This window comes from Chamaesiphon minutus PCC 6605 (assembly GCF_000317145.1).
In the GTDB taxonomy this organism is placed as follows: Bacteria; Cyanobacteriota; Cyanobacteriia; order Cyanobacteriales; family Chamaesiphonaceae; genus Chamaesiphon; species Chamaesiphon minutus.
This window is the reverse complement of sequence record NC_019697.1, coordinates 1,009,324-1,031,114: the sequence shown is the minus strand read 5'-3', so window position 1 is coordinate 1,031,114 and position 21,791 is coordinate 1,009,324. Positions and strand designations below refer to the sequence as shown.

The window sequence follows — 21,791 nt, the reverse complement described above, 5'->3', positions numbered from 1 at the left end:
TGGGAAGATTTGGATCGGCACCCAGCACTCAAGCCGCCTAACTATGGCCTAATAAGTTCGTGCCATCCAATCCGGTGGTAGCTTTGGTTCCATCCTCGGGCGCAATTCATTTCAGCGACCAAAAGCCGATGCGCTAAAATTGCTCGATCGGATTATGGAAATTTATCAGCAACCAGATCCGGTAGCATCATCAACAATTGTGTGAGCCATCTCGATCGTCTGTTGCTAGATCTGTTACGCCACCATCATCAAGTGCATGACGTTTTGGTGCTAATTTATCTGTCGATACTCGTCTTTATGTTAGATATGTTAGTCATCGCACTAGCCACCGCTAACAATACGAGCTGGCTGCATCAGCTTGTCATTATTGTGTTCTTAGTTGGGATTGGTATTTTGTTAGTTGGGATGGTACTAATGGCTGCCGAGCTGCGGACTTCTCACTACTCTATTCAGTTAGCAGTCGGTCAAAATTGTCGATTACGCAAACGATGAATTATGAGAAATTGCTGAGAATATGATGAAGATCTACTCAGCATCAACTCAGGAAATTCTTAGTTTTGCCTCACAGAAGTTTCAGAACAGGCATCCATAATTGGAATCAAGAACCAATTCGGTTCTGTTACGAAATATTGTATCGATCTTTCGATATTTATTAGGGAATAATCCAATGAAATTAACTGCTGTGAACTGGAAAATTTTGGCGATCGTCGCTGGACTAATATTGAGTACTAGTCTGACTGCTTGCTCTACCAGCTCAACTCCTCCCGCTGCTGATTCGACTAAGTAAGGTGATGCGATGAAAGGTGACGCAATGAAAGGCGACGGTAAGGGCGACGCAATGAAAGGTGATGCCATGAAAAACGATGGCAAGGGCGACGCGATGAAAGGTGATGCCATGAAAAGTAATGAGAAAAAGACACCCGCAACCAAACCATAGACTAACAACCTGGGGCTAGAGGCAAGTTTAGCATCCGATCTTGCCTCCGATCGAAATTCACCGATGACATCCGATCGGTAAGTAGCAATTGTAAATAGATTGAATATTGTAAGAGCAACAGCGCATGGATAAGTCTATCTGGCAAAGGCGACAATTTCTATATTTCGGATTGGGTGCGATCGGCATGGGAGTCACAACAGCATGTGGAATTGGCTCTCAACAGGTCAATAATTCTAATAGTATTTCTAGTGCGAATGCCATGCCTATCAAATCTACAGAGATTGCGGCGAGTAATTCTTTACCCGAATTTCAGGGCATTCAAGAGTGGTTGAATTCATCCCCACTCACCAAAAAAGATCTTCAAGGTAGCGTCGCGTTAATTCACATTTGGACATTTGCTTGCATCAACTGTCAGCGCACTTTGCCCTATATCGTCAAGTGGCATCAACAGTATGCCAAACAAGGGCTAAAAGTCGTCAGCGTGCATACCCCAGAGTTTCCCTACGAGCGGAAGATTGCCAATATTCAAGCCGCAATTAAAAAGCATGGCATCACCTATCCCGTAGCTGTCGATAACGACTTCAAAACCTGGCAAGCCTACAAAAATGAGTATTGGCCGCATCTATTTTTAGCGAATCGGCAAGGTACGATCGTAAACGATCGTATTGGCGAGGGAGCTTATTCAATAGTCCGGACACCTTTTGAAAAGAAAAATGATCGATCGATCCAAAAAAAGCAATTCATCGCTTAAAGTACAAGTAGAACCCAAGTACCAGATGAATTGCCCTATGGATATTGTACAGAACCTACTTGCCAAAGTGGGTAATTTAGCAAACCGCAACGCCAGTTCTTAGCCAGTATATTTGTGACGTTGTTTGTGGTATGCGGCAAGGCAAACTTTACTAATCTCAGTCGTTATGGGCAGTATAGCGAACGAACATACCGTCGTCAGTACAAAAAAACATTCGATTTCATTCCCTTCCACGCGCAGACAATTGCAGCAGCAATTGAACCAAATCGAGAGCAGATCGCAGCGATTGATTGCTCATTTATCAGCAAGAGTGGAAAACAGACATGGGGAGTAGATAATTTCTATAACGGTAGTATCAGCAAGTCTCAAAAAGGGTTAGAAATTTCGGTGATTGCAGTGGTGGATGTATTAGCCCATCAAGGTTACACTCTCTCAGTACAACAAACTGCAAAAACCGAGCGTCAACCCATCCCCGACGCGAAACCAACGGCGAAGAAGAAGCGTAAATCGAAGTCGAAATCGAAGTCGAAATCGAAGTCGAAATCTAAATCTAAATCGAAAGCGAAAACAGAACCAGTGATTTCTGAGCGAGTCAAAGGCTATCTGAAACAACTGAAAATAGCTCGCTCCCATTTGCCTGCGGTAGTAAAATATTTAACCGCAGACAGCTTTTACAGTAAGAAATCTGTTGTTGATGGGGTGATTGAGCTAGACCTTCATTTGATTAGCAAATTGCGGATTGATGCGGATCTACGATACTGCTACACTGGCAAGCAAAAGCCCAAAGGTGCGCCGCGTAAGTATGATGGCAAGGTGAATTTGAGTGATTTGTCCCGACTGGAATTCGGTGGTGAGTTAGCTAATGGCACTAAATTGTATAGCCAAGTGGTTTGGCATGTTTCACTTAAACGTAAAATTCGCATCGTTTACTTGGTTGACCAACGTCATCCCGAGAAGCAGCGAGTAGCTTTGCTCTTTTCTACCGACACGATGATTAATCCCATCAGTCTGTACGAGTACTACAAATCTCGGTTTCAAATCGAATTCATCTTTCGTGATGCCAAACAATTTACTGGGCTTTGCGACTGTCAATCCCGCCACCAACAATCCCTGGATTTTCATTTCAATGCATCCTTGGCAGCTCTCAATATTGCCAAGCTTGAACAGCAAAAAACTCAGTCGGATACTGGGGAAGATTCACAGCCGCAATCTTTTTCAATGGCAACTTACAAGCGGCTAGCTCTCAATGGACATCTACTTGAGCGGTTTATTTCCATGTTAGAACTTGACCCGACTTTGATTAAATCCCATCCTAACTACGATAGTCTTCTCCACTATGGCTCTCTAGCTCCATAAATCTGTCCGGACTATTGTTATTCAGAAACCGAGCAAACGATTCAAAAACTGTTGAAGTCATGACTAGTCAGGCTCTCTCCATCGGGTTGGCATTTGGCGGTGGGATCGTGACGGTGTTATCTCCCTGTATCTTGCCAGTGTTGCCGATTATCGTCGGTCGATCGCTGCAATCTCACCACTACGGGCCGATCGCGATCGTGTTGGGCTTAGTAGGTGGTTTTGCGATTACAGGTAGCTTGCTGGGCGTTGTAGCTAGCTGGATTCCCAATTTACCAGACGCGCTCAGGGCGGTGGCGATCGCGATTTTATTAGTCATGGGTGTATTTTCAATTTTCCCTGAATGGGGTTATCGATTTTTTCAAATATTCTCGATTAAAATCGACAGTTCAAATTCGATCGGTTTGGTAGGTGAATTCTGGTTGGGCAGCCAACTTGGACTTCTCTGGACACCTTGTGCGGGGCCAGTATTGGCGAGTATTTTACTTTTGGCAGCGGTGCAACATCAACCACTTCAGGCGTTTGGAATGCTGGTTGTTTATGGATTGGGAGCCGCTGTACCGATGTTGGTAGTTGCTTATGGCGGTCGTTATTTGGGGCAGCGATTGTTACAGTTGCGATCGCATTCTGGGACGATCCAAAAGATTGGCGGGATGATGATTATTATGACGGCGATCGTGATGCTGTTGGGTTTGGATGTGCAGGTTCAGTTATGGCTGGCTCCGTTATTTCCGAGTTTTACTATTTGAAGATTGACGATTAATGTTTGTTTGAGTTGCTACATCTACCCACCCCACCCTGCGGGCACCCCTCCGAGGAGCTACCGTGTACACACATCTCTGGTCAGAAGCGAAATTGGTGTGAATCCCCCTAAATCCCCCTTTTTAAGGGGGACTTCCGGATCTGGTTCCCCCCTTTTTAAGGGGGGTTAGGGGGGATTTAGATCTAGAAACGAAGCCTAGCCGACTTGTGTATACACCGTAGCCCCTCCGAGGAGGGGATTTTTACCCCACATTTTCTAGTGTTATATCATGAAAATACCTAAAAAATCACCACCGATTCCTCATCAAAAAATTGTTATTAAGCTGTTTCACGGGATTATTATTGTCAGTCTATTGCTGATGAGTGGAAGTGGGCTGCAAATTTATAATGCTACGCCCGTATTTGGTGGAAAAGATGGGTGGCGGTTTCCCGATTTTATGACTTTGGGTGGGTGGTTGGCGGGTGGTAGGGATTGGCATTTTGCAATGATGTGGGTGTTTTCATTTAATTTGCTAATTTACGGTATTTATATCTTTTTAACTAAGCGGTGGCAACGCCGTTTTGCGGCTAGTAACGATCTTCAGGCTATTAAGGTCGGGCAAAATCCCAAGCGTAAGGCTTATGCTTGGCATCGAATTATTTATACTGGCATCATTCCGATTTTGATTCTGGCGATCGCGAGTGGATTGGCGATGTACAAGCCAGTACAATTAGGCTGGTTGGCGGGTTTATTTGGCGATTGGCAAACTCTTCGTACGGTACATTTTCTGACAGTCCCGATCGCGTTGTTATTTACGATCGTCCACATGCTAATGGGTTTAAAAGTCGGTGGATTGAGACTCTGGCGATCGATGTTTGTCTAAAAATCCAGCATTGAGACAGGTGCAATTCATAAATTACACCTCCTAGCTCCCAACTCCCAACTCCCAACTAATTATGAACTCCCTAAATCGGCGGCAATTATTACAACTATCTGGTTTCGCAGGCATGGGCTTAGTGCTCGATAGTTGTGGATTGAATCAATATTCAACCAATATCGGGAATGCGATCGATCCGCTCAATCAACGAGTCGAAGAATTTTTACTCAAACCGCAAGCTCTAGCAAGTGAATATCCAGTTAGCTCGATCGAACCTCAAGCTTTATTGATTAATAGTTTTAACGATACTCCCAAAATCGATCCGGCTACTTTTAAATTAATTATCGACGGCGCAGTGAACCAGCCGATGCAATTGAGTATGAATGATATTCAAAAATTGCCATTGCGATCGATGGTAATTCAGCATGTGTGCGTCGAAGGTTGGGCGGCGATCGTGCAGTGGGGCGGGGTAAGACTTAAAGATTTAATCGCTTTAGCACAGCCAAAAAACACAGCTCGATATGTCTATTTTGAATCTGGAGATGGTTACTATAACAGTTGGGATTTACCTTCAGCAATGCACCCACAAACGCTATTAGCATATCAAAAAAATGGTCAGCCGCTTCCGGTAGACAATGGGGCACCATTGCGTCTTGCTGCACCGATTAAGCTGGGCTACAAGCAAAGTAAATGGGTGACTAGAGTTACTTTACTCGATCGATTAGCAACCAAGCAGGGCTATTGGGAAGACCAAGGTTATGAGTGGTTTGGGGGATTATAAATAAGATGGGCGGATTCGATTGAGTCAAAAAATCATTTATTCTTCAGATATGTCAACTAATATTTTCAATCGTTATTTTCATCTTGTCTTTATTCTCTCGTTATTATCGCTTACGACTGTCTCTTGTGGGATTTCAAGATCGAGTTCTTCCGCTGTTGCAAATGCAACTCCCGCGAAGATCGCTGGCATCGAGATCGAGCCGCCTAGCGATATTGCGATTACTGCAAAGGGGGAACAGACATTAGTACTTGCTGGCGGATGTTTTTGGGGCGTGGAAGCAGTATTTGAAAATCTCAAAGGTGTTTCTAATGTTGTCTCTGGTTTTTCGGGCGGAGATGCGAAGACGGCTAATTATGATACCGTCAGCAGTGGGAGAACGAGTCAAGCCGAAGCTGTAAAAATTACATATAATCCTCAGCAAATTTCGATCGGACAACTGTTGAAGATTTACTTTCTCGTCGCTCACGATCCCACCCAGATCGATCGACAAGGGCCAGATAATGGCACCCAATATCGATCGGCAATCTTTTTTGCCAATTCTCAACAGCAACAGGTGGCAAAAACTTATATCGATCGGCTGAATCAAGCTCGCATCTTTACCCAACCGATCGCGACACAATTAGTTGCATTAAATGAGTTTTATCCGGCGGAGCAGTACCATCAGAATTTTATCGATCGCAATCCAACATATCCCTATGTGGTAGTTCACGATCTGCCCAAACTCAATCTATTACGGCAACAATTCCCCGATCTCGTTCGACGTTAAATAATTAAAAGAATCCAATCATTCTAATCAATAGCCATGTAGTTAAGCTGTTCAGTCTTTTAGGTGTCGCGATTCTTAAAAATTCACTATTGGAGTTTGACAGTCATTTAATTGGATGGCTACACTAAAGGGTAATGTTACGTCACGTAAACACATTCATCGACTACTCTTGAATTTCATGCTTATAGTTCTCCAAAGCTGCAAAAGTAAAAAGCAACCTCTCGCTCGAAGCAGCCTACAATTTTTAATTGATGAATATATTGACAGATGGGGAGATTCTTACAAATTAGAAGATCTGTGGTGGGGTGATGAAACATTAATTTGGGAAGAGGCGATTTCAAGAGCTTGGCAATCTCGGCTTTCGCATGGGAAAATGCATGGTCATCAATGTCGGGTTGCCAATAAGTTACTTGAAGGATTAGAGGTTGCATTAACTGACAAGAGACAACCAGAAGACTTCAAAGATTTCGAGAGTGTGTATGATTGGGTGCAGTCTATTGTCGATCGTGTCAAAGGTTTAGGAGCCACAACAGCAGATGATGTTGCACGACGGTTAGGGGTTTGGCTGAGACTGGAACCAGTTGTAGTTTATTTACATGCAGGAGCCGCTGCTGGGGCAAGAAAATTTGGGGTTGAAGGAGAGATTGCCTCGCTTAGTTCATTTCCCATAGAGGTTCAATTACTAGGGGCTACCCATGCAGAAAACTTCCTGTGTATCTACAAAAAACAAATTTCTGGTACCGCAGCGGACGGTTGAAAGTTGCTGCTATGTTTTAAAGGTTATCTGCCGCTGCTAGCTTTTGCCGTTATAATCAAAATTCTTATCGCTGCTATTGCTCCCGCAAAGCATAGCCAACACCCCGCGCGGTATGAATCAATCTTGGCTCATTATTTTGCTCTAACTTCGTGCGGAGATATCTAACATAAACCTCGATAATATTTGAGTCGCCCAGAAAATCAAATCCCCACACATTTTCGATAATTTGCTCTCTAGTAAATACTTGACGTGGATGACTCAATAGGTATTGTAACAACTCAAATTCTTTGGCTGTTAAATCGATCGATCTACCGCCGCGATGGACTTCACGAGTCCGCCGATTTAAAGTTAAATCTTCAAATTGCAACAGATCTTCGTCGGTTTTTTGGGTACGTCTTAGATGAGAACGGATGCGTGCGAGTAGTTCTTCGATGCTAAACGGTTTGACGACATAATCATCGGCTCCAGCATCCAAACCCGTCACGCGATCGCCCACTTCATCTTTGGCTGTTAGTAAAATTACGGGGATAGATATACCAGTCGATCGCAATCGCCGACAGAGTTCTACGCCCGTAAGTCCTGGCAACATCCAATCCAAAATCGCTAGATCTGGTGCCGACTCCCGCGCCAGCGCAAGTCCCGCCATCCCATCGTGTGCCACACTGACGCGATAGCCCTCACTCTCCAATTCCAGTTCGATAAATCGGGCGAGTTTAACTTCATCTTCAACTAAAAGAATATGTGCTGCCATGTTGATTTTGGATTTTGGATTTTGCGGATGCAATCACGCGGAGTTTCCCTCCGCATGTGTTGCACCAAGTAGGATTTTTGGATAGAGATCGACTGATTCAAGGACACTCCTCTACAGTACATTGACGTTGACAGAGCAACAATCCAAACCAATCTTGTGGATCTGTCCAGATTTGTAGAGGCTTAAAAGCATGAGCTGATAGCTCGTTTACTAATGTTGGTAGATCGAACTTGCGCGAGATTTCGGTATGGCTCGTTTCTCCAGCTTCAAATGTAACTCGATAGTTTAATCGAGCGAGAGTTATAGTTTGAGTTACCAAACTACGAAGGTGCATTTCAATCCGATGCTGCTCCCGATTGTAGAATGCTAAATGCTCGAATCGTTGGCGAAGCCTCTCCCCTGGAGAATCGAGTACAAAATCACCTCCAAAACGATGATTGAGATGGCTGAGGATATTGAGGTTAAATTCAGCCGTCACCCCTCGATCGTCATTATACGCAGCTTCGATCGTCTGGATCGATTTTTGGAGGTCTACCCCTAGTAGGAAAAATTCTCCAGGTTGGAGTGCTTGTTGAATTTGAGTCAGGAAACTGCTACGCTCTCGATCGGTAAGATTTCCGAGCGTACTACCCAGAAAAATCACCATCCGGTTCTCTAGTTCTGCTGGTGGTAATTGCGCCAAAGCCTGCTCGTAAGTCCCCGCCAAGCCACACAGTTTTAAGTTGGGATAGCGTTCCAACAATGCTAGAGCCGTACTCTTGAGAATGCCAGCACTGACATCGATCGGATAGTAGTGCAGTTGAGGATCTAGTTGAGTGTATGCCTCTAATAATAAATGAGTTTTTCGAGAGCTACCGCTACCTAATTCTACTAATTCGCAGGTACCCGTGAGTGAGGCAATTTCTGAGGCATATTTTTCGAGAATCGCCTGTTCGGTGCGGGTGGGATAGTACTCTGTTAAGTCGGTAATTTGCTCGAATAATTCCGATCCGAGATCGTCATAAAAGTAGCGACAAGGTAGAGTTTTTTGGTTCTGACTCAGCCCTTGAATTACATCCCTACCATCATCGATCGCTGCTGCGATGGTATTAAAATTAATCCACCGAAAACGGGGATGCTCGTTGGCGATAGTCGCTCCTTGGAAAATCGATTCATTCCCGATCCGATTGACGTTCATCTGGTGAGGGGCTGGGGGATAGAGTTAGGTTATCGGGGAACTAAATTTGCCTCGATAATCACTACGATCCCAGATCGAGCTGAATCACTCCTGAAGAGAAAATGAGAATTTGTTGAGAAATGCTGCGATCGCCATCTAGCGCGATTTAGCCTGTAGAGACTCGATCGGACCGATGACCTAATTTACATGTCAGACAATTTTAACTCCCGATCGCGGTCATTTATGTAGCGTCTGACGAGCGAGAATCGGCATCCAACCAAGCCACCAAATCCCCGATCTGACTAAAATCTAACAACGCCTCCCCCAACTCCTCCAATCGAGCTAACGGTAATGCTTTCACTTGTGATTCTAATTCTATTGAAACGCTCCCTACCCGTCGTTTTAATTGACGTAGGATTAAAGCTTGCGCCTCCTTCACCTCACCCCGCTGCTCCCCACGTTGCTCGCCAACCAACTCAGCCGCTTGAATCTTTTCCAGATACAAAGGTGATAATTGCATAATTAATTCTTGCTCCTCTGGTTCGATATTTGTTCTGGCTTCCAGAATCACCTTCAAATTACCCAACAGATCCAACACATTATCCCGCTGTGGGTGTTGAGCTGGTAACGCTGCTACTTCTGAGATCGCTTGCTCTTGCACCCGCCCTTTACCCAATATTCTAAGCCATAAAGTCTCTGGTGTCTTCGGTAACTGATGAAGGACGATAATCCCCGTTTTAAAATGAGTAGGCATTAAATATACGCCCTCGCCCCAATTCTCTAAATCCAATTTAGCTCCAAAACCTTCGAGAATGGGTGCCGATAAAGTTGGAGTCAGAATCCACAACATCGGCAAACTATCTTCGGCTAATTCCGATTGATTTTCCTTTTTAGCCTCTTTGCCTAGAGCCTGATGCAAGTCAAATAACTTCGACATACAAGCCCGAATTTGAGGTATCTTCACCGAATTGCGAAATGGTTCAAATACGACTGCGCTGGTAGCTAGTTTAGCCAGCAATCCTAGCTCGTCGGTTTTAACCGCATTGGGTTGGGGCGTAAAATAGACATCCGCATAACGCACCTCACTACTAATTTGTTGCGAAATTTCTACGGTTCCTAAAGGAGATAATAAGGAATCTAAGAAGTTTTTGGCAAATTCATCATGGGGGAATTGTGTCATGGAAATGAGTTATGGGAAATTTGCACTCATTTTAACTCCTAGTGTTGTTGGTGTAATGATGCTGAGCACAGAACTCTTATCTTTAAATCCCAAATCCAAACTGAGCCAGAAAATTTATCTGCGATCGTTCTAAAGTAACCTTTGTGGGCACCATAGTATTTATTGCAAGACCATGTTATGTGCCCTTATTTTAAGACCTTGCTACAACCATGTCGAGTCTCTCTCGTAGCTTCGCATCGATTGTTATAGGATAATTAATACATTAACTATTTGGCTCGATCGCCAATACCTCGCTCGAATGCCTATTTCATCGTCCAATGCTGATTTTCTCCAGCAATGGAAATATGCTCTCGCTCCTCACAACTTGGGGCATCAACTGAAACTGGCATCTCAACTGATGTACAGAGATTTTATAGAGCGGCTCGAACCTTACGATCTGACTCCATTTCACTTTATTTCTTTGGTTGTGATTATTGCGATTCTCAGTGTTTGGGGTGTAACTAAAAGCTACACCCCAAACACTGAGAATCGCTAATCCCCAAACTACGAACACTCCACCAATCGCCGCGATCCCATTCAGGAAATTAGGAATACGCTGATGATGTTGAGGTACAGGAACTCGATCCCGGTTTAACCAAACTCTCTCTCCTAGAACTCCTTTTGAAATCCAATTTTTCGTCGAGCTTGGCTTAGGAAAAACATGAGGGTTGAACCACATCCAAAGAACTGCTCCGGTAATCGGCAATAACGACCACCAATCCAACCAAACACGGCTCCAGATTGCCAAAATAAGTAGCGGTAAGACGGTGGTAAAACGTGTCCAGCCGCTCCAAGGATTGGCGTGACGGAGCCAAGCTTCATCGCTCATCTTAAAGGCTGCGGCTATTTTTCTTTCAAATGTCATAGTCAAAATTCCATGAAACATTATTACCTGTTAGCTTAACTCACTTGCAGAGGTTGCTCATATCGCTGCTAACTCAATCGAGCAGCCACCCTCATTTTCTAAATCTCCCTACTTTTTGGGCGCAAATGTTGAATTAACTTTGCGACCAATCCCGTCCATCCCCCCTGGTGACTGGCTCCAATTTGCGCGCCATTCTCGCTTGACAAATTCACACTATATGTATATACATATTATATGAGCGATCGCATTTCCCAATCTCAACTTGCTGGAATGAGTCAAGTACCTGCAACCTGTATGGGGCTGCACGTCCGTCGTGCTTCACGGATTATCACGCAGGTATATGATGCGGCATTACGCCCTGTCGATTTGGTGTTGAGCCAGTTTACGCTGCTGGTTTGCATTAATCTGATGGAGTCTGCACAGATTACCCGCTTGGCACAAGAGTTGTATACCGATCAGACCACTTTAACCCGCAATCTCAAGCTGCTAAAGCTACGGGGATTGGTTTCGATCGATCCAGGCGAGGATCGGCGGGTCAAATTGGTGTCCCTGACGGATGAGGGTAAGGCGATATTGGCTCAGGCACTGCCATTGTGGGAACAAGCTCAAGCTCAGGTGATGCAACAATTCGATCGACAGGAATGGCAAACGTTACTGTCGCTATTGTCTGATGTAAAAAAACTCAGTTAGCTTAAAAATTTGTCAAAAACATGTATATACATATAAATATTGGAGGCTTCAATGGCTAAATTTGATAACCATCCCACCGTTAAGTGGTGGCGAGATCGATCTGGAGATATCCAACCGACAACCAGCATTAGCTTGAATTCAGCAGCTTTGCGAACGCTGTGTATCGAGGCGGGTGCTGATGATGTAGGATTTGTGGAGATCGATCGAGCCACAATCGCCGACCAATACGCAGAGATTCTAGATACGTTTGCACCGACTAAAACGTTGGTGAGTTTCGTCTGTCGGATGAATCGAGAAGATGTGAGGACTCCAGCTCGATCGATCGCTAACCTGGAATTTCATGCTAATTACGACCATGCGAATGAAGTTGCGCGAAACATTGTTAAAGCACTAGCGCAGATCGGGGTTCGAGCAGTAAATCCAGCCTCGGCATTTCCGATGGAGATGGATCGCTTTCCAGGTAAAGTCTGGGTTGTCTCGCATAAACCTGTGGCTGTCGCCGCTGGACTGGGACACATGGGTATTCATCGGAATGTGATTCATCCCAAATTTGGTAATTTCATCGCCTTGGGAACCGTTTTAATCGATAGAGAAGTTACCGAGTATAACTATCCGATCGAATACAATCCCTGTATTGAGTGCAAATTGTGCGTTGTAGCTTGTCCGGTAGGCGCGATTGGGGCTGATGGTAGTTTCGGTTTCTCAGCCTGTTATACCCATAATTACCGCGAGTTTATGAGCGGATTTACGGATTGGACAGAGACGATCGTCGAGAGTAAAAATGTCAAAGAATATCGCCAAAAAGTTAGTGCTAGTGAATCAGCTTCCATGTGGCAAAGCCTATCTTTTAAGGCGAATTATAAAGCCGCTTACTGTATTGCTGCATGTCCGGCTGGGGAAGATGTCATTGGGGCATTTTTGACCGATCGTAAGGAGTTTGTGCGTGAGGTAGTTAAGCCATTACAGGACAAACCGGAGACAATTTATGTCATCCCCGGATCGGATGCCGAAACCTATGTTGCCAAACGTTTTCCACATAAAAAAGTCAAGCTCGTCAGTAGTGGCATTCGCCCCCAATCGATTCAGGGCTTTGTGTTTGGATTGCCATTGCTATTTCAACAACAGCAGTCAAAAGGATTGAATGCTATTTATCACTTCACATTTACTGGATCTGAATCCCGCTGTGTGACGGTAGTAATTCGCGATCTAATGCTCCAAATTCAAGAAGGTCATATTGGCAAGGCAAATCTGTCTGTAACCGCAGATAGCCAGACTTGGTTGGGCTTTCTTGCTAAGGAACGAAACATCGTTTGGGCGTTGGTGCGACGTAAAATTCGGGTTCGCGGATCGCTCAAACTACTTCAAGCATTTGGTAAATGTTTTCCGGCGTGAAATCTTCTTAGATAATCTTCGCGTACGGTACCCTACTGGCGATCGCTCAAATAAGGCCCCCAGCGTCGCCAGTACGCCGCGTGAGCTTGTGCTTCGTGCAATCTGATTTCTTCTGGAGTTGGCGCGATTGTCATGGTTGTGCTTCCTATCTCGGTAAGAAATGGCTGGTATCGCGATTCGCTTTCAGCGAGGCTTCGCCAACGAGATCGCCACACCAGCGATAATTTGATTAATTAGGTTTTCATCTACAAAACAATTGTGACCGATCGATCTGAACCAAGCCTGAAACCCAAATAAGAATTTGCTGAGAGGGTACTTGACTAGTAGCCAACAGTTTCGATCGTAGTGAGTAATTCTCATTGTAAGATCGTGATGATACTGCCAGTATCTACCACCATTAGGAAAAATAAAATTTTGTCCGTTCAGTTTGAAGTGCCACTAATTCGAGTCCGAGATGCTTCATCGATCGTGGGTTCATTAGTGACCTTGACTACCAAGCACTTGAATGATTTCAGAGCGGTATGGCGGGAGCAACTCAGAACCTCGGCTGATGAAGACCAATATTGGGATTGGGAACAAAAACAACGTATTTATTTAGCAGGTGGAGCGGGGATATATGAAGGCTATGCGATCGAGTGCGAGCAATTGACTCAAGGAATGATGATTCTTCAAGTCAGGGGCTATCGCTCTCAGATAGACACAAACCGCCGACTGGTATACGTTCATTCGCTAGCAACAGCACCCTGGAATCGGCTCTCAAATCCCAATCTGAATGGGTTTCGAGCAGTGGGGAGCGCATTACTCCGATTTGCTCGGTTCCGCAGTGAAGAATTAGATTATGGTGGATTAGTAGGATTACATTCTTTGCCCACTGCTGAGATGTTTTATCGTAAGATGGGCATGATTGATGGAGGGTCGGATGCTGAAAAGGAGAACTTGACTTATTTTGAGTGGTATCGCCGCGATCCTGCTTCGATCGAGGAATCTAGGATAGATGAAGGTATCGAATCGGATGATTAAATAGACGAATGGAGGGAATTATGGAATTTAAAATTACTGAAGCCGAAGCTCGTGAGATGGCTAAGTTTGAAGAGGAAGTTGGCTGCGATATTAGTGCTGGGGCTGACTGGGGAATTCATTTGGATAAGGTAATTGAGTTAGCCTTGAATAGAGTCGAGCGCGGGAAGTTTATCGATCTTCTAAATGAGGAGTTTGGAAATGTGATGTCGCCAGCAGAAATTGAAGAACTGGCTTCCAGCTTTCAGATGCAAATTCAGGAGCGGTTGGCGGGCAAAATTAGAACTTAAACTTCCACAGTAAGTTCGAGAGCGATTTCTTTAATGGATATATTTTGGGTACCATAATAACGGTAATCTCAAATTTGATATTCCTCTTATGTATGAAGCATTTATCGATCTGGACGAGCTTATATTGCTTTGTAGAGATAAAAATTCTAAGAAATTTATCAAAGAGGCAATTAATTGTTATCGCGTCGGAGCATTTCGCTCTTGTATTGTTTCTACATGGAATGCAGTTGTTTTCGATTTTATTCATAAGCTTCAAGAGCTACAGCTTGTTGATGACAAAAAAGCTGTGCAAAAATTAGCAATATTTGAGCAACTACGCTCAGACAAGAAGTACAAAGAGCTTTGGGATTTTGAATCAAGTATTCCTCAATCTGCACGAGAAGATTTTGAACTAATTTCATATATAGAAGAATCAGATATCAAGAGATTATTAGAAGATAGAAGTCGTTGCGCTCACCCTTCAATAACATCTTTAGAAGAGCCATTTGAAGCAACAGCAGAACTAGCAAGATACCACCTAAGAAGTGCTGTAACTCATCTATTACAACGTCCACCCGTTCAAGGGCGAGCTGCCAAAGACAGAATTTTTGCAGATATTAAATCTGAATATTTTCCAGTAGATGTGGATTTAGCTGTAAAGCATTTCGAGAAAAGTCCACTACGTCGCGCTCGGCGTATATTGGTAAAAGATATTGTGATTGGCTTAACAGTAAGCTTGCTAACAAAAAAATATCCTGAAGAGGAAAGAAAACGTCAATTCACTGCTTTGAATGCTGTCTCAATAATTCACCCAGTAGACACATATAATATTTTAAAAGAAGAATTGTCTCGTATTATCTTAACAAAGGTTGAAGATGTGAATATTGACAAGGTTGTTTACTATTTAGGTAACGTCTCAATAAAAGCTGGTAAGTGAGGGGGTTGCCAAAAGAGCAAAAATCTGGTTTAACAAAGAGATGAGTATAAACAGCGAAACTAGTCCAACCGAAACAAATACCATAGCCACAGAGGTAGAAGGTTTGCGGCGGCTGGTAGAAGAACAAAGAAAGCTCATTGACAAACTATCCAAGCAACTGACAAATCAGAAAGAAAGAATAGAACAATTAGAAGCAGAATTAAGAACAAAAAAGAAACTGAAAGGAAAGCCGAAACTAAGTGCCAGTCTGCTAAATCAGCCCGAAGAGAAAGAGATAAAATCGGATAAAAGAGCAGGTTCGGCAAAGTCCAGTAAAAAATTAAACTTTGAGATCGACGAAGAAATAACCATCGAGCCAAATAGTATTCCTGAGAATGCCAAATTCAATGGATATCGAAACTACGATGTACAAGAGCTAATAATTAAGCGGCATAACATTAGGTTTCAGATAGCTGAGTACATCACAGTAGAAGGAAAAACAGTGGTGGGAGAATTACCCGCAGAATATCAGGGAAGACACTATGGGCCAGGATTAGTGTGTTATGTGATGTATCAGCACTATCAGTGCAGAGTACCACAGCCATTGATTTACGAGCAACTCCGAGAATGGGGAATAGACATTTCGACAGGACAAGTAAATCGGCTCTTAAATGAAGAGCATCAAATATTTGAGCAAGAACAACACCAGGTATTAAAAGCAGGGCTAGAAACAGCAATATACATCCATACAGATGATACTGGAGCAAGACATAACGGGAAGAATGGATACTGCACAGTAATTGGCAATGAGGACTTTGCGTATTTCCACAGCAGTGACTCGAAGAGCCGAGAAAACTTTTTGAAAATATTGCAAGCAGGAGAAGAAAGATATGTATTAAATGAAGAGGCAAAAGTATATTTGGAGAACTACCAGCTCCCACAAAAACAGCTAAGTGAGATTAGTGATTCGGATGAGCCATTAGCAACGACAAAAGAAGAATGGCATGAGCATCTATTGTCGAGCGGAATAAAGAATATCAAAACAGTACGAGTACTAACAGAAGCAGCACTGTTAGGTGGTTTGAACATTGTAGGTAGAAGTGAAGCATTGAGAATCATCAGTGACGGGGCGGGACAATTTAATGTGATGCAGCATGGATTGTGTTGGGTTCATATTGAGAGAGGTTTGAGAAAATTAGAGGGTGATAATAAGCAAGAGCGAGAGAATATTATCGAAATGCAAGGATTGTTGTGGAACTACTATCAAGAGCTAAAACAGTATCAGCAGCAGCCTAACCGAGAATTTTCATTAAGTTTACAAAGTAAATTTGATGAAATATTTGGGCGTTGTTATATTCGTCATGGGCTATTAAATGGTGTCCTTAATCAAATCAGAAATCATAAGATTGAACTACTACAGGTACTAGATTGCCCAGAATTCCCCTTACATAACAATGCGGCAGAAACCGATATTAGAGAATATGTCACTCGCCGGAAAATTAGTGGAGGCACACGCTCTGAACTAGGTAGAAAAGCTAGAGATACATTCGTTGGCTTGAAAAAGACTTGCCGGAAGTTAGGAATTTCGTTTTGGAATTATCTCACCTCTCGATTACATGGAGATGAGCAAGTACTATCGTTATCCGATGTGATTCGAGCTAAAGCTGCGGCGAAGATTCCCGCTCCGACCTAGACTTTTTACTGAAAACTATTTTCGCGAGTACATTTATTTTGGTCTTTATCATGACCAGCTTTTTTGCTTGCCAGCTTTTATTGAGAGCTTACCTATTTAGTTAATATTAATGCTTGGGACAAGATTGATGAGCCATGCCAAATTAAGCTAGAGACTTTTATTAATAAAGTAGAATTATTTATTTTTGATGAAGAGAGTGGAGATGGAGAATTCGACCGACAGAATGTAGATGTTATGGTCAAAGCTATTCGGATACCTTTTCTTGAAAAAGCTGTCGTTAGTAAGTTTGATTTTCACTTTAGTATGTTACTTGACTTAAAAAAAATATGCAATGATGATTTAATAGATAAAACTATTATACGACCTGCTTTAATTAGCCAACTTCATGAAGCTAACTTAAATCAACTCATCTCACTCCGAACTAAAAAAGATATTTTTAATGAAGACCAAATCGAGCCTCATTTACTAGATAAACTTAAAAATGCTTCTCTCAGAGAATTGCTAATTTTAAGCTCGTTTGACAATAATATTTTAGATGATTTTGTCAATTCACAAATTAGAATAAACATTGCAGGCGCAAAATTGATCGATCTTTTTCGTGCAGCTTCAATCATGTTGTATGACTTACAGGGTGAACGCATCAAAATCGGGTGTAATTCGATCGATCAAAACTAGAATAGCTAACTCAATCGTACTTACTAACTAATTGCACTTATTACAATGCCAATTGAAACTAAAATCAAACATGAGATCCGATTAATTTAATTTAGTGTAGCAGAAAGCTCGACCAACTCATTAGTCAAGCCGAGATTAATTAGTGCAAATAAATTACAAAATAGCTTCTAAAAGTTCAGTTGAATATTCTTCGTCAAGTGTCGCCAAGAATCTCTTACTTCTAACACTTAACTTTCGACTTTTATTTTCACTAATTATGTTAACTGCTATATGTCGTAAAATCGCAAAATTAGCTGGAGCATTATCTTTCCTAATTCGACTATCATCTTCTTTAAAAGCAACATCAAGCACCCAGTGAAGAGAATTTTCTATCGACCAATGACTTCTAATTCCCTCTGCTAATTTTTGAGCATCGCTCTCTAGACTACTGATAAAATAACGAGTTTCTACACTCGTCTTTCCGCCGACAACTCGAACTGATTCTACCATGCCAATACTAGTTAACTTTTTCCATTTTTGCAGTGGATCTATTTGCTCCGCAACATCTGTTATCATTAAATAATTACGAATTTCTTCTCTACCTCTATTCATCTCTCTACTGTTGAAGCTACTCAGGTTGAGGTCTTTTCCCTGAGTTTCAATTGCTTGTTTAAATAGCTGCTTTACTTGTTTGTACAAGGTCGGTTGATTCTTTTTTACAGCAATTACATAATCTGCATCTTTTTCGACGATTTTTTTGACTATTTCTCTTTGACATCCCATTGCGTCGATGGTAACGATACATCCTGCTAAATCCAAGATTTGAATCAGTTCGGGAAGTGCTGTGATTTCATTAGATTTTCCTTCTACTTTCTTTTGACCTAATACTAATCTATTACTTGCAGCCCAGGCACTGACTGTATTAATTACACCTTGACCATTCTTTTCATCTCCTGAGTTTCGAGATTGTTTTCCATCAAAGGCAATTATTTCTCCTGCGGTTATTTTACTTATTCCTTTAATCCAACTCAGGAATGATTTATTAAATTCATCAGGATTAATTTGTGAAAATACTCTAGCAAATGTATCATGAGATGGGATTCCATTCGGTAGTTCTAGGAACTTTTCTAACCATTTTTTTCTGGCTATACCATACATTTCTATATCTATCCATCCGTCCGCCCCACATACTACAGCACAAATGGAGATCGTGATGATGTCGATTAGTTTATGTTTTTTTCCACGTTCAATCCTAATGTCTTCTATGTCGTCAAAGTGTTCTGCGATACTATGCTTAGGCTTCAGCTTCATTTTACATGATATTAGTTCCAAATCAACTTAACACAATTAATTAGCTAAAGCTATCGACGGGTATAGATTTCACATCTTTGATGAATCAAATTTACATCTAGTTTCTAAGTGTTTTTAATAATATAAGATTTAAGTGCGTTCACCCTGGTATGACTTAGAAAATGTCAACAAAGACAGTGAAAATTTTGGATTCAAGCAAATACTCGAAGAAATAGATGAAATGATTTCAAGTCGAATAATAGGAATTGATTTTGATGTGTTATTGTCGATCTGGAAAAGATATCGTTATGATGAGCATCTGCGTAGTTTGATTATGAGTGAAATGTTTAATAGTATTGATGTTGTCGTAGAGGAATTCAAAACATCTAGCAGTTATGAAAATGCACGTAATAATTCTAGTCTCTTGATTGACATGTTTGATTCGCTAACAGACTCACATTGGAATACAGTACATATTGCTTTTGTAAGAAACAGACAAATTCGTGATTCTTGTGCAAACATATTTTGTGAGCTATTCAACAAATCAGTGAGAAATGGAAATGAAGATTTGTCGAGATATTGGTTGATTTTCAGAGGAAATTTAAATCATTTTCAAGAAGATAGTATTTTTATTTTAAAGGAAACGATAGATTCATACTTTAATAACACAGAAATATAAATGATTATCTTCCATAATTTGGTAACTAGCAGCTTAGCCCCTCTAGTCATGTAAGCAAAGTTGTTTGAGATATCGATCGAATTCAATTTTTTAGCAAAGCTTCCCGATAACAGATGAGTAATTGAGATATTCTACTATGACAGCGACTTTTAATTCCGAACCAGAAAGCGTCGAACATTTGAATCCGGTAGCAGCACGGATGATGTTAGCCGCATTTCCTCCTCACATTCGAGAAGCGTTTGAAAGACGCGCCAAAGAAATTGATTATCCAGTCGAAGCAGTTTTAGAAATGGCGATTGCAGGTTTTCTAGATCGAGAGGCTTTGAGTTTTGTAGATTGCCAACCGCGCTATTAAATGGCTCACAACTCGATCTACTGTTCCGTTGCCACCCAAGCCCGCAAGACTTCAGCAACAGTCCAAGCTTGGGCGATACAGCCCCTTGGAGTCATCGGCGCATCCCCATCAAATATCTCGCTACAACTGCCCAAACCATGCGCCATTAAATGATGAGCCATCGGTGCCAGAAATTGTCGCGCCTGAGTAGGATTGTGATACACCTGCAAATGCGCCAACACAAACGACCCCAACAGCCAACCCCAAGTCGTACCTTGATGATAGGCTCCATCCCGCTGCAACTGCCTCCCGCCGTAGTATCCCTGATATTGAGGATGATTGGGAGCTAGGGATCGCAAGCCGTGGGAGGTTAATAAGTGCCGCCCACAGGTATCGACGATGCACCGCTGTCGATCGAGTGTCAAGAGCGGTGCATAGCCCTTCTCGCCTATTCCAGGCAACGATACGGCAAAGATTTGATTCGGACGCAAGCTAGGATCGTCGCCGTCGGGACTGTCGAGGACATCGTAGCAATAACCCAGATCGGGATTCCAGAAGCGGGAAAACTTTGCTAAAGTCCGATCGGCTAGTGCTTCATATTCTTTATAAGGTTTGCCAAGTTGACGCGCAAATTTAGAGATCGATCGCAAGGCACAATACCAGAGCGCATTAATTTCGATCGGTTTACCAATACGCGGCGTGACGACCCAATCATCGACTTTGGCATCCATCCACGTCAATTGCACGCCCGATTCGCCAGCATATAACAACCCATCGCTAGCATCGAGGTGAATATTATAGCGAGTGCCGCGACAGTGCCAATCGATAATCTCTGCCAGCACGGGAAAAAGTTCGGTTAATAAGTCATCATCGGCGGTGGCATCGTAATAACTACGAATCGCCTCAAAGTACCAGAGCGTCGCATCGACAGTATTATATTCCGGTACATCACCCGCATCGGGAAAGCGATTTGGCAACATGCCCCGATTCGGCAAAGCCGACGCTCCGCGAACGACATATTTAGCAAAAGTCAGTAGGATCGATCGAGCAATTTCTGGTCTTCCCGTTACGATCGTCAATCCTGGCAAGCTAATCATCGTATCCCGTCCCCAGTCTCCAAACCAGTGATAGCCCGCGATGATGGTTTTACCGTTGGGTGCGTCGGGAAGTGGACGTTCTACAATAAATTGGTCGGCGGCTAATACCAATCGTTCGATCCAAGCCGGACGATCTTGTTGATGGGCATATGCAGATGGCTCTCTCCGCAAAACAGGGTAAAATGTAGCTTAAGCTACATTTTACCCTGTTCCTGACTATGGACTTTCACCTGAATTCTTTACTGAATTTGCCTCAAGCTACAGTATTCACCTGTTACCAAGAAACTGATTTTATTTGCTTGCAACTACAACTAAATAACGAAGGGATTAATTGTCCACATTGTCATAAATACATCGATCATCTCCATGACACTAGTCATGTATTAGTGAGAGATTTATCGATTTTCGGTAGATTAGTTTACTTAAAAGTACCTCGACGTAAATATTATTGTAATGATTGCGGAAGATATCCAACGGAAGTCTTAGATTGGGTAGAAAAAAGACGAGGATTTACCTGTAGATATGAAGATTATATCTATGCACAAGTTAAACAGTTAACTGTCGAGCAAGTAAGTGTTCAAGAGCGATTAAGCTCCGAACAAGTTCAAGGTATATTTAGTCGCATAGCGAAGAGAGAGTTGGCAAAAAGCGGATGCGCGCTCGTCGGGTTCCCCGACGGTTAAGCGCACCAAGCAAGATTGGGGAGAGCCTCGCCGACTCAGCTTAGATGAATTTAGCCGCCGAAAAGGAAGAGGTCAGTTTGCAACAGTGGTAACTAACTTAGAAAAAAGCTCTTTACTAGAAG

General features: G+C 42.7%; 22 protein-coding genes and 4 pseudogenes. 20 read left to right on the top strand and 6 right to left on the bottom strand.

Annotated features, from left to right (window positions below; all coding sequences use genetic code 11):
- Positions 1-201 precede the first annotated feature (201 nt).
- The 9 genes and pseudogenes from CHA6605_RS04615 (at position 202) to CHA6605_RS04580 (ending at position 6,964) form a co-directional block, all read left to right on the top strand.
- Positions 202-492: a DUF2721 domain-containing protein gene (locus CHA6605_RS04615; protein ID WP_041547565.1), complete on the top strand. Its 291-nt coding sequence runs from the start codon at positions 202-204 to the stop codon at positions 490-492.
- Between the two features lie 298 nt (positions 493-790).
- Positions 791-937: pseudogene (locus CHA6605_RS34905) on the top strand (pentapeptide MXKDX repeat protein); the annotation flags it as partial.
- Positions 938-1,061: 124 nt separating this feature from the next.
- Entirely contained in the window at positions 1,062-1,688 is a 627-nt protein-coding gene (locus CHA6605_RS04610; protein WP_015158381.1) for a redoxin domain-containing protein, read from the top strand.
- A gap of 300 nt (positions 1,689-1,988) precedes the next feature.
- Positions 1,989-3,044 carry a transposase gene (locus CHA6605_RS32480; RefSeq protein WP_232432265.1) on the top strand — a complete coding sequence of 352 codons (1,056 nt, stop codon included), beginning with the start codon at positions 1,989-1,991 and terminating at the stop codon, positions 3,042-3,044.
- 59 nt (positions 3,045-3,103) lie between these two features.
- Positions 3,104-3,790, top strand: a complete 687-nt coding sequence (locus tag CHA6605_RS04600) for a cytochrome c biogenesis CcdA family protein (RefSeq protein ID WP_015158380.1) — start codon at positions 3,104-3,106, stop codon at positions 3,788-3,790.
- A 282-nt stretch (positions 3,791-4,072) separates the two neighbouring features.
- Positions 4,073-4,666 (top strand): cytochrome b/b6 domain-containing protein, encoded by a 594-nt coding sequence (locus CHA6605_RS04595; RefSeq protein WP_015158379.1) that lies wholly within the window; start codon positions 4,073-4,075, stop codon positions 4,664-4,666.
- 73 nt (positions 4,667-4,739) lie between these two features.
- Positions 4,740-5,441, top strand: coding sequence for a molybdopterin-dependent oxidoreductase (locus tag CHA6605_RS04590; protein ID WP_015158378.1), 702 nt, complete (start codon positions 4,740-4,742; stop codon positions 5,439-5,441).
- 49 nt (positions 5,442-5,490) lie between these two features.
- Positions 5,491-6,207 (top strand): peptide-methionine (S)-S-oxide reductase MsrA, encoded by a 717-nt coding sequence (gene msrA, locus CHA6605_RS04585; RefSeq protein WP_015158377.1) that lies wholly within the window; start codon positions 5,491-5,493, stop codon positions 6,205-6,207.
- 178 nt (positions 6,208-6,385) lie between these two features.
- On the top strand, positions 6,386-6,964 hold the full coding sequence (locus CHA6605_RS04580) for a hypothetical protein (RefSeq protein WP_015158376.1): 579 nt from the start codon (positions 6,386-6,388) through the stop codon (positions 6,962-6,964).
- A 73-nt stretch (positions 6,965-7,037) separates the two neighbouring features.
- Here the strand turns inward: CHA6605_RS04580 and CHA6605_RS04575 are convergent, their stop codons facing one another.
- The 3 genes from CHA6605_RS04575 to CHA6605_RS04565 form a co-directional block, all read right to left on the bottom strand.
- The gene (locus tag CHA6605_RS04575; RefSeq protein WP_015158375.1) at positions 7,038-7,715 is read right to left on the bottom strand and encodes a response regulator transcription factor; all 678 of its coding nucleotides are present in this window, start codon (positions 7,713-7,715) and stop codon (positions 7,038-7,040) included.
- Between the two features lie 97 nt (positions 7,716-7,812).
- Positions 7,813-8,892: an L-histidine N(alpha)-methyltransferase gene (gene egtD, locus CHA6605_RS04570; protein WP_015158374.1), complete on the bottom strand. Its 1,080-nt coding sequence runs from the start codon at positions 8,890-8,892 to the stop codon at positions 7,813-7,815.
- A gap of 220 nt (positions 8,893-9,112) precedes the next feature.
- Entirely contained in the window at positions 9,113-10,051 is a 939-nt protein-coding gene (locus CHA6605_RS04565; RefSeq protein WP_015158373.1) for a DUF4351 domain-containing protein, read from the bottom strand.
- A gap of 298 nt (positions 10,052-10,349) precedes the next feature.
- On the opposite strand from CHA6605_RS04565, the pseudogene CHA6605_RS37045 reads away from it, so the two are divergent.
- Positions 10,350-10,514, top strand: a pseudogene (locus CHA6605_RS37045) (MarR family transcriptional regulator); the annotation flags it as partial.
- A gap of 30 nt (positions 10,515-10,544) precedes the next feature.
- Here CHA6605_RS37045 and CHA6605_RS37040 read toward each other — a convergent pair.
- Positions 10,545-10,955 (bottom strand): annotated as a pseudogene (locus CHA6605_RS37040) (DUF6653 family protein); the annotation flags it as partial.
- Positions 10,956-11,189: 234 nt separating this feature from the next.
- Here CHA6605_RS37040 and CHA6605_RS04555 point away from each other — a divergent pair.
- From CHA6605_RS04555 to CHA6605_RS04525, 7 genes are all read left to right on the top strand, one after another.
- Positions 11,190-11,645 carry a MarR family winged helix-turn-helix transcriptional regulator gene (locus CHA6605_RS04555; protein ID WP_015158371.1) on the top strand — a complete coding sequence of 152 codons (456 nt, stop codon included), beginning with the start codon at positions 11,190-11,192 and terminating at the stop codon, positions 11,643-11,645.
- Positions 11,646-11,696: 51 nt separating this feature from the next.
- Positions 11,697-13,037, top strand: coding sequence for an SCP2 sterol-binding domain-containing protein (locus CHA6605_RS04550; RefSeq protein WP_015158370.1), 1,341 nt, complete (start codon positions 11,697-11,699; stop codon positions 13,035-13,037).
- A 414-nt stretch (positions 13,038-13,451) separates the two neighbouring features.
- Positions 13,452-14,057, top strand: coding sequence for a GNAT family N-acetyltransferase (locus CHA6605_RS04545; protein WP_232432184.1), 606 nt, complete (start codon positions 13,452-13,454; stop codon positions 14,055-14,057).
- Positions 14,058-14,077: 20 nt separating this feature from the next.
- Positions 14,078-14,344 (top strand): hypothetical protein, encoded by a 267-nt coding sequence (locus tag CHA6605_RS04540; protein ID WP_015158367.1) that lies wholly within the window; start codon positions 14,078-14,080, stop codon positions 14,342-14,344.
- A gap of 88 nt (positions 14,345-14,432) precedes the next feature.
- Complete coding sequence (locus tag CHA6605_RS04535) at positions 14,433-15,260, top strand: hypothetical protein (RefSeq protein ID WP_015158366.1); 828 nt, start codon at positions 14,433-14,435, stop codon at positions 15,258-15,260.
- Between the two features lie 40 nt (positions 15,261-15,300).
- Entirely contained in the window at positions 15,301-16,932 is a 1,632-nt protein-coding gene (locus tag CHA6605_RS04530) for an IS66 family transposase (protein WP_015158365.1), read from the top strand.
- A gap of 234 nt (positions 16,933-17,166) precedes the next feature.
- Positions 17,167-17,607 carry a hypothetical protein gene (locus CHA6605_RS04525; RefSeq protein WP_015158364.1) on the top strand — a complete coding sequence of 147 codons (441 nt, stop codon included), beginning with the start codon at positions 17,167-17,169 and terminating at the stop codon, positions 17,605-17,607.
- 153 nt (positions 17,608-17,760) lie between these two features.
- Here CHA6605_RS04525 and CHA6605_RS04520 read toward each other — a convergent pair whose 3' ends face one another.
- Entirely contained in the window at positions 17,761-18,897 is a 1,137-nt protein-coding gene (locus CHA6605_RS04520; protein WP_015157748.1) for an ISAs1 family transposase, read from the bottom strand.
- Positions 18,898-19,030: 133 nt separating this feature from the next.
- Between CHA6605_RS04520 and CHA6605_RS04515 the strand changes: the two genes are divergently transcribed.
- Complete coding sequence (locus CHA6605_RS04515) at positions 19,031-19,555, top strand: hypothetical protein (protein WP_015158363.1); 525 nt, start codon at positions 19,031-19,033, stop codon at positions 19,553-19,555.
- Positions 19,556-19,691: 136 nt separating this feature from the next.
- Positions 19,692-19,910 (top strand): hypothetical protein, encoded by a 219-nt coding sequence (locus tag CHA6605_RS04510; protein WP_015158362.1) that lies wholly within the window; start codon positions 19,692-19,694, stop codon positions 19,908-19,910.
- 17 nt (positions 19,911-19,927) lie between these two features.
- Here the strand turns inward: CHA6605_RS04510 and CHA6605_RS04505 are convergent.
- Positions 19,928-21,124 (bottom strand): annotated as a pseudogene (locus tag CHA6605_RS04505) (amylo-alpha-1,6-glucosidase); the annotation flags it as partial.
- An 80-nt stretch (positions 21,125-21,204) separates the two neighbouring features.
- Between CHA6605_RS04505 and CHA6605_RS37035 the strand changes: the two are divergent.
- A complete protein-coding gene (locus tag CHA6605_RS37035; protein WP_051038694.1) occupies positions 21,205-21,669 on the top strand; it encodes a transposase family protein in 465 nt (154 codons plus the stop codon).
- Positions 21,670-21,791: the final 122 nt, after the last annotated feature.

Bases quoted from the DNA above. Each gene is read 5' to 3' on its own strand.
- CHA6605_RS04610 (WP_015158381.1), top strand. From the start codon at position 1,062: ATGGATAAGTCTATCTGGCAAAGGCGACAATTTCTATATTTCGGATTG.
- CHA6605_RS04600 (WP_015158380.1), top strand. From the start codon at position 3,104: ATGACTAGTCAGGCTCTCTCCATCGGGTTGGCATTTGGCGGTGGGATC.
- CHA6605_RS04595 (WP_015158379.1), top strand. From the start codon at position 4,073: ATGAAAATACCTAAAAAATCACCACCGATTCCTCATCAAAAAATTGTT.
- CHA6605_RS04590 (WP_015158378.1), top strand. From the start codon at position 4,740: ATGAACTCCCTAAATCGGCGGCAATTATTACAACTATCTGGTTTCGCA.
- msrA (WP_015158377.1), top strand. From the start codon at position 5,491: ATGTCAACTAATATTTTCAATCGTTATTTTCATCTTGTCTTTATTCTC.
- CHA6605_RS04580 (WP_015158376.1), top strand. From the start codon at position 6,386: ATGCTTATAGTTCTCCAAAGCTGCAAAAGTAAAAAGCAACCTCTCGCT.
- CHA6605_RS04575 (WP_015158375.1), bottom strand. From the start codon at position 7,715: ATGGCAGCACATATTCTTTTAGTTGAAGATGAAGTTAAACTCGCCCGA.
- egtD (WP_015158374.1), bottom strand. From the start codon at position 8,892: ATGAACGTCAATCGGATCGGGAATGAATCGATTTTCCAAGGAGCGACT.
- CHA6605_RS04565 (WP_015158373.1), bottom strand. From the start codon at position 10,051: ATGACACAATTCCCCCATGATGAATTTGCCAAAAACTTCTTAGATTCC.
- CHA6605_RS04555 (WP_015158371.1), top strand. From the start codon at position 11,190: ATGAGCGATCGCATTTCCCAATCTCAACTTGCTGGAATGAGTCAAGTA.
- CHA6605_RS04550 (WP_015158370.1), top strand. From the start codon at position 11,697: ATGGCTAAATTTGATAACCATCCCACCGTTAAGTGGTGGCGAGATCGA.
- CHA6605_RS04540 (WP_015158367.1), top strand. From the start codon at position 14,078: ATGGAATTTAAAATTACTGAAGCCGAAGCTCGTGAGATGGCTAAGTTT.
- CHA6605_RS04535 (WP_015158366.1), top strand. From the start codon at position 14,433: ATGTATGAAGCATTTATCGATCTGGACGAGCTTATATTGCTTTGTAGA.
- CHA6605_RS04530 (WP_015158365.1), top strand. From the start codon at position 15,301: ATGAGTATAAACAGCGAAACTAGTCCAACCGAAACAAATACCATAGCC.
- CHA6605_RS04525 (WP_015158364.1), top strand. From the start codon at position 17,167: ATGGTCAAAGCTATTCGGATACCTTTTCTTGAAAAAGCTGTCGTTAGT.
- CHA6605_RS04520 (WP_015157748.1), bottom strand. From the start codon at position 18,897: ATGAAGCTGAAGCCTAAGCATAGTATCGCAGAACACTTTGACGACATA.
- CHA6605_RS04510 (WP_015158362.1), top strand. From the start codon at position 19,692: ATGACAGCGACTTTTAATTCCGAACCAGAAAGCGTCGAACATTTGAAT.
- CHA6605_RS37035 (WP_051038694.1), top strand. From the start codon at position 21,205: ATGGACTTTCACCTGAATTCTTTACTGAATTTGCCTCAAGCTACAGTA.